The 4,070-nt window shown below is 71.0% G+C and carries 5 protein-coding genes; 2 read left to right on the forward strand and 3 right to left on the reverse strand.

The annotated features are described in order from the left end of the window. Positions 1–1,183 (reverse strand): DEAD/DEAH box helicase (locus tag KD1_RS13715; RefSeq protein ID WP_157073361.1); only part of this gene is annotated, 1,183 nt, incomplete at its 3' end. Between the two features lie 260 nt (positions 1,184–1,443). Here KD1_RS13715 and KD1_RS13720 point away from each other — a divergent pair. After that, positions 1,444–1,773: a hypothetical protein gene (locus KD1_RS13720; RefSeq protein WP_068402832.1), complete on the forward strand. Its 330-nt coding sequence runs from the start codon at positions 1,444–1,446 to the stop codon at positions 1,771–1,773. Here the strand turns inward: KD1_RS13720 and KD1_RS13725 are convergent. Together KD1_RS13725 and KD1_RS13730 are read right to left on the reverse strand one after the other, a co-directional pair. Further along, positions 1,770–2,468 (reverse strand): GNAT family N-acetyltransferase, encoded by a 699-nt coding sequence (locus tag KD1_RS13725; RefSeq protein ID WP_068402836.1) that lies wholly within the window; start codon positions 2,466–2,468, stop codon positions 1,770–1,772. The two genes, KD1_RS13720 and KD1_RS13725, sit on opposite strands and share 4 nt — an antisense overlap. Continuing rightward, entirely contained in the window at positions 2,458–3,030 is a 573-nt protein-coding gene (locus tag KD1_RS13730) for a 4'-phosphopantetheinyl transferase family protein (RefSeq protein WP_068402838.1), read from the reverse strand. The genes KD1_RS13725 and KD1_RS13730 overlap by 11 nt, the downstream gene beginning before the upstream one ends. A gap of 78 nt (positions 3,031–3,108) precedes the next feature. On the opposite strand from KD1_RS13730, the gene KD1_RS13735 reads away from it, so the two are divergent. Further along, positions 3,109–4,070, forward strand: a 962-nt coding sequence (locus tag KD1_RS13735; protein ID WP_157073360.1) for an AMP-binding protein, incomplete at its 3' end; no start/stop codon positions are given.

Below are 4,070 nucleotides of genomic sequence, written 5' to 3' on the forward strand. Positions count from 1 at the left end.
CCGAACGCTGACGCGGGGCGCCGCTGCGCCCACCGGCCGCCTGGCGCGGCGCGGTCGAACCGCCGCCACCCGATCCACCGGGCACCTCGGCCGTGATACCGGCCTTGCGCAGCAACATCTGCACATCGCGGCGCTGGTCATCGGTCATCAACGTGACCACGGTGCCGCTCTGACCCGCACGCGCGGTGCGACCCGAGCGGTGCAGGTACGCCTTGTGCTCGACCGGCGGGTCGGCGTGGATCACCAGGTCGACATCGTCCACGTGGATCCCGCGCGCCGCGATGTCGGTGGCGACGAGCGCCTTGGCGGTGCCGGAGTGGAACGCGTCCATCGAGCGGGTGCGGGCATTCTGCGACAGGTTGCCATGCAGTTCGACAGCGCTGACGCCAGCGGCGTTCAACTGCTTCGCCAACCGCTTCGCCCGGCTCTTGGTGCGGGTGAACACGACGGTGCGGTCACTCTCGGCGAGCAGGCCGACCAACGTCGCCACGTGACCGCCCTCTTCGACCCGAAGCACACGGTGCTCCATCTGGGTCACCGGCGCCTCGACCGAGTCGGCCTCGTGGGTGACCGGCTGGTGCAGGTACCGGCGCACGAGCGAGTCGACGGCCGCGTCGAGCGTGGCGGAGAACAGCAGCCGCTGGCTGTCGGTCGGGGTGCGGTCGAGCAGGCGGCGCACGACCGGCAGGAACCCGAGGTCGGCCATGTGGTCGGCCTCGTCGAGCACGGTGACCTCGATGTCGCCGAGATCGCAATGCCCCTGGCCGATGAGATCCTCCAGCCGCCCAGGGCAGGCGACGAGGATGTCAACGCCGGCCTTGAGGGCGCTGACCTGCGGGCCCTGGCCGACCCCGCCGAACACGGTCTTGGTGCGCATGCCGACGGCGGCGGCCAGCGGCGCGAGGGTCGCGTCGATCTGGGTCGCCAGCTCACGCGTCGGGGCGAGCACAAGTGCCCGGGGGCGGCGGGAGCGCGGGCGCCGACGCTGCTCCGCCAATCGGGCGACGAGCGGCAGCGAGAAGGCGTAGGTCTTGCCCGAGCCGGTGCGGCCGCGGCCGAGCACGTCGCGGCCGGCCAGGGAGTCCGGCAGCGTCGCGGCCTGGATGGGGGTGGGCACGGTGATGCCTCGCTGCGCGAGAACATCGGTGAGAACGGTGGGCACGCCGAGCGTGCCGAAGGACATGGACAAGCGTCAGTCTCCAAGGACTAAGGATGCAGTCGGTTCTGCCCGGCGCGAATCCGAGTGGTCGCGGCGCATTGGCATCGACAAGTTAAGAGGCACGTCCGAGGCAGAACAGGACGGACGCGTGAACTCAGGATACCGCACCCGCGCACCGTGACCTGCCAGACACCGCGCCGATCGCGCTGACACGAGCGCGCGCAGCCACCAGACTGGAGTGAGTAGCACGGCGACACGCCCTGCCGCGATCAAGGGGGAAACCCATGGGAACCACACGAACCTGGACCAGATTCGGCCTCGCCGCAGCACTGGGGCTGAGCGTCCTCATCATGGCCGGGTGCGCCGCGCAGGCCGGCGCGGCCCCGACCCCGGGCGATCCGACCCTGGCCGGCTTCTGGCTCGGTCTGTGGCACGGGATCATCGTCCCGGTGACGTTCATCGTTTCGCTGTTCAACGACCACGTGGCGATCTACGCCGTGCACAACACCGGCGCCTGGTACGACTTCGGCTTCGTGCTCGGGCTCGGCGTGCCGACGGTGATCTTCCGCGGTTCGTCAGCGTCGAAACCGAGGTCTGGAAAGGCGAGCCGCTAGACCGAGGACGGCAGGCGTCGCCACTGGGAGAGGGGCAGGATGTCGTCGGGGGTCAGGGCATCCACCTCCCGGAGCAGCGCGGTGGCCTCGGGGTCCTGCACAGCGGCCGGCCCCTCGTTGGCCGTGACGTTCTCGACGAGGAACTCACGAACGAGATCCTTCGCCGTCCCCACGCCGGCATCGAGTCGGATCAGGAACATCCCGTGCACCCGATCGCTGTCGGAGCGCAATGCAGGCTGGAAGTAGCGCAGTGGCAGCACACGAGCCCCGAGCCGGGCGTAGAACCGCAGGCGCGCCACGGCGTCACCCGTACCCTCATCCCCGGGCCACACCCGCGGATCGTCGACCTCGGCCAACGTCAACGCACCCAATCCGCCGGTGCCGAGCAACGTGCGCAGATGAGCCGCCAGGGTCGCTCCGGCCCCCGAACCGCGCGCGGACGGTGCCACGGCCAAGTAGGTCAGCAGGACGACCCGTCCATCCACGTACGAGTCCGTGAGGTAGGCGGCGATCGGCGTACCCTGGCGCACCAGAACGCCGGAATGCTGCGCCTGCGCCCCGGTGTAGGCAGAGAGGAACGCATTGCGATCGAGCAACTCGTCAGGCCGGAAGGCCGGCCGGAACACCCGGTCGTAGAGATCGGTGGCTTGACCGGTCGAGAGGTCGGCGACGGAGACGATGCGCTCAGAAGTCACCGTTCCATGCTGTCATGAGGGGCTCGTGCTGGTCCGGCGTCCCTCCCGAGGTGGCCAGCGCCGTCGCGTAACCGGGGTGGGGTGGCTCGAGGGTCCGCACCACCGGTTCCTCGACGTCATCCAGCGCTGCCACGGCGTGGAACTTCAGCGCGGCCTCCCGGCGCACCCACGCCTCGGCCTGCGCCGGATCGTCGAGATCAGCCACGCGTTGGACGTCCACCCCGACCGGCCCGTCGCTCAGCGCCACGACGACGAGCACTCCGGAGTGCGACACGGACACCAGGGGCATCACCTTCCCCGACGCCCCCCGGCCCGACCCGACGATGCGCGGAGCGCCGTGCGGTCGCCCACACTCGCGGCACGTCCGGTCCACGATCACCGACGCCGGGTCAACGCCCAGGTGCGCTCCCACGGCCACGCGCACCAACGCCGCTCCGACCATCGACCGCCCACGATCGGCCGCGCGCTCCAGCGAATCGACCCGGGCGCGCTCGGTGGCGCTGAGCAGATCGAGCACGCCGCGGTCGGCTGCGGTCAACGAGGACCACCAGACCTGCAGCATGTGACCTGCCTCCCGATCGGTTCGAGTCGGCGGAACGCAACTTGTCCGCCCAAGAAAGGTAAGGCTAACCTGCCCTGCGTGAGTGTTGTCCCCCTGGCGCGGCCGCAGAAGAGCGGAGCGCCGTTCGCCCCGCCGTTCGCAGTGCCGCCGTCGGCGCCCGCGCTCATGTCTGCGGACGGGCAGACCCTCAGCCACGCCGACCTGCACACCCGCGTCGCCGGCCTCGCCGCCGAGCTCCCCGATGCCGCCGACGGCCGCCGACTGGTCCATCTGCCGCTCACCGCGACGGTCGACGGCGTGCTCGCCTACCTCGCCACCCTCGCCGCGGGGCACGTCGCGCTCGTGACTGGCGACGACCCGCGCTCGCAGGCCATCCTCGAGACGTATCGGCCCGACGTCACCGCCTCGATCCACGCCGGAGCGTCGTTCGACGTCACCTCGCGGCACGCGCGGCACCTGCTGCACCCCGATCTGGCACTGTTGCTGAGCACCTCGGGCAGCACCGGATCGCCGAAACTCGTGCGCCTGTCGCATGACAACGTGCGCAGCAACGCCGTCGCGATCGGGCAGGCGCTGCGGTTGACGCCCGCCGATCGGGCCATCACCAGCCTGCCGCTGACCTACTGCTTCGGCCTGTCGGTGATCCATTCGCACCTCACCGCCGGGGCGTCGGTGGTGCTGCACGACGGCTCCGTGCTGGATCCGCAGTGGTGGCGCGTGGTCGACGTGCAGCGGGTGACCACGCTCGCGGTCGTGCCGCACATGGTCGAGCTCATGGAGTCCACGGGTGTGCTCGGGCGCGAACACCCGTCGCTGCGCCTGATCGCCCAGGCCGGCGGTCGGCTCGCGCCCGAGCGGGTGCGCCGATTGGCCGCGACCGGAGCGGAGTTCGGCTGGGACCTGGCGGTCATGTACGGCCAGACCGAGGCCACCGCCCGGATCGCCGTGCTCGACCCGGCCGACGTGGCCGACCACCCCGACGCCGTCGGACGGCCCGTGCCCGGCACGACCCTCCGGCTCGACCCGACCGTGCCCGAAGC

This window comes from Kribbia dieselivorans NBRC 106261, from assembly GCF_001552435.1.
GTDB lineage: Bacteria > Actinomycetota > Actinomycetes > Actinomycetales > Dermatophilaceae > Kribbia > Kribbia dieselivorans.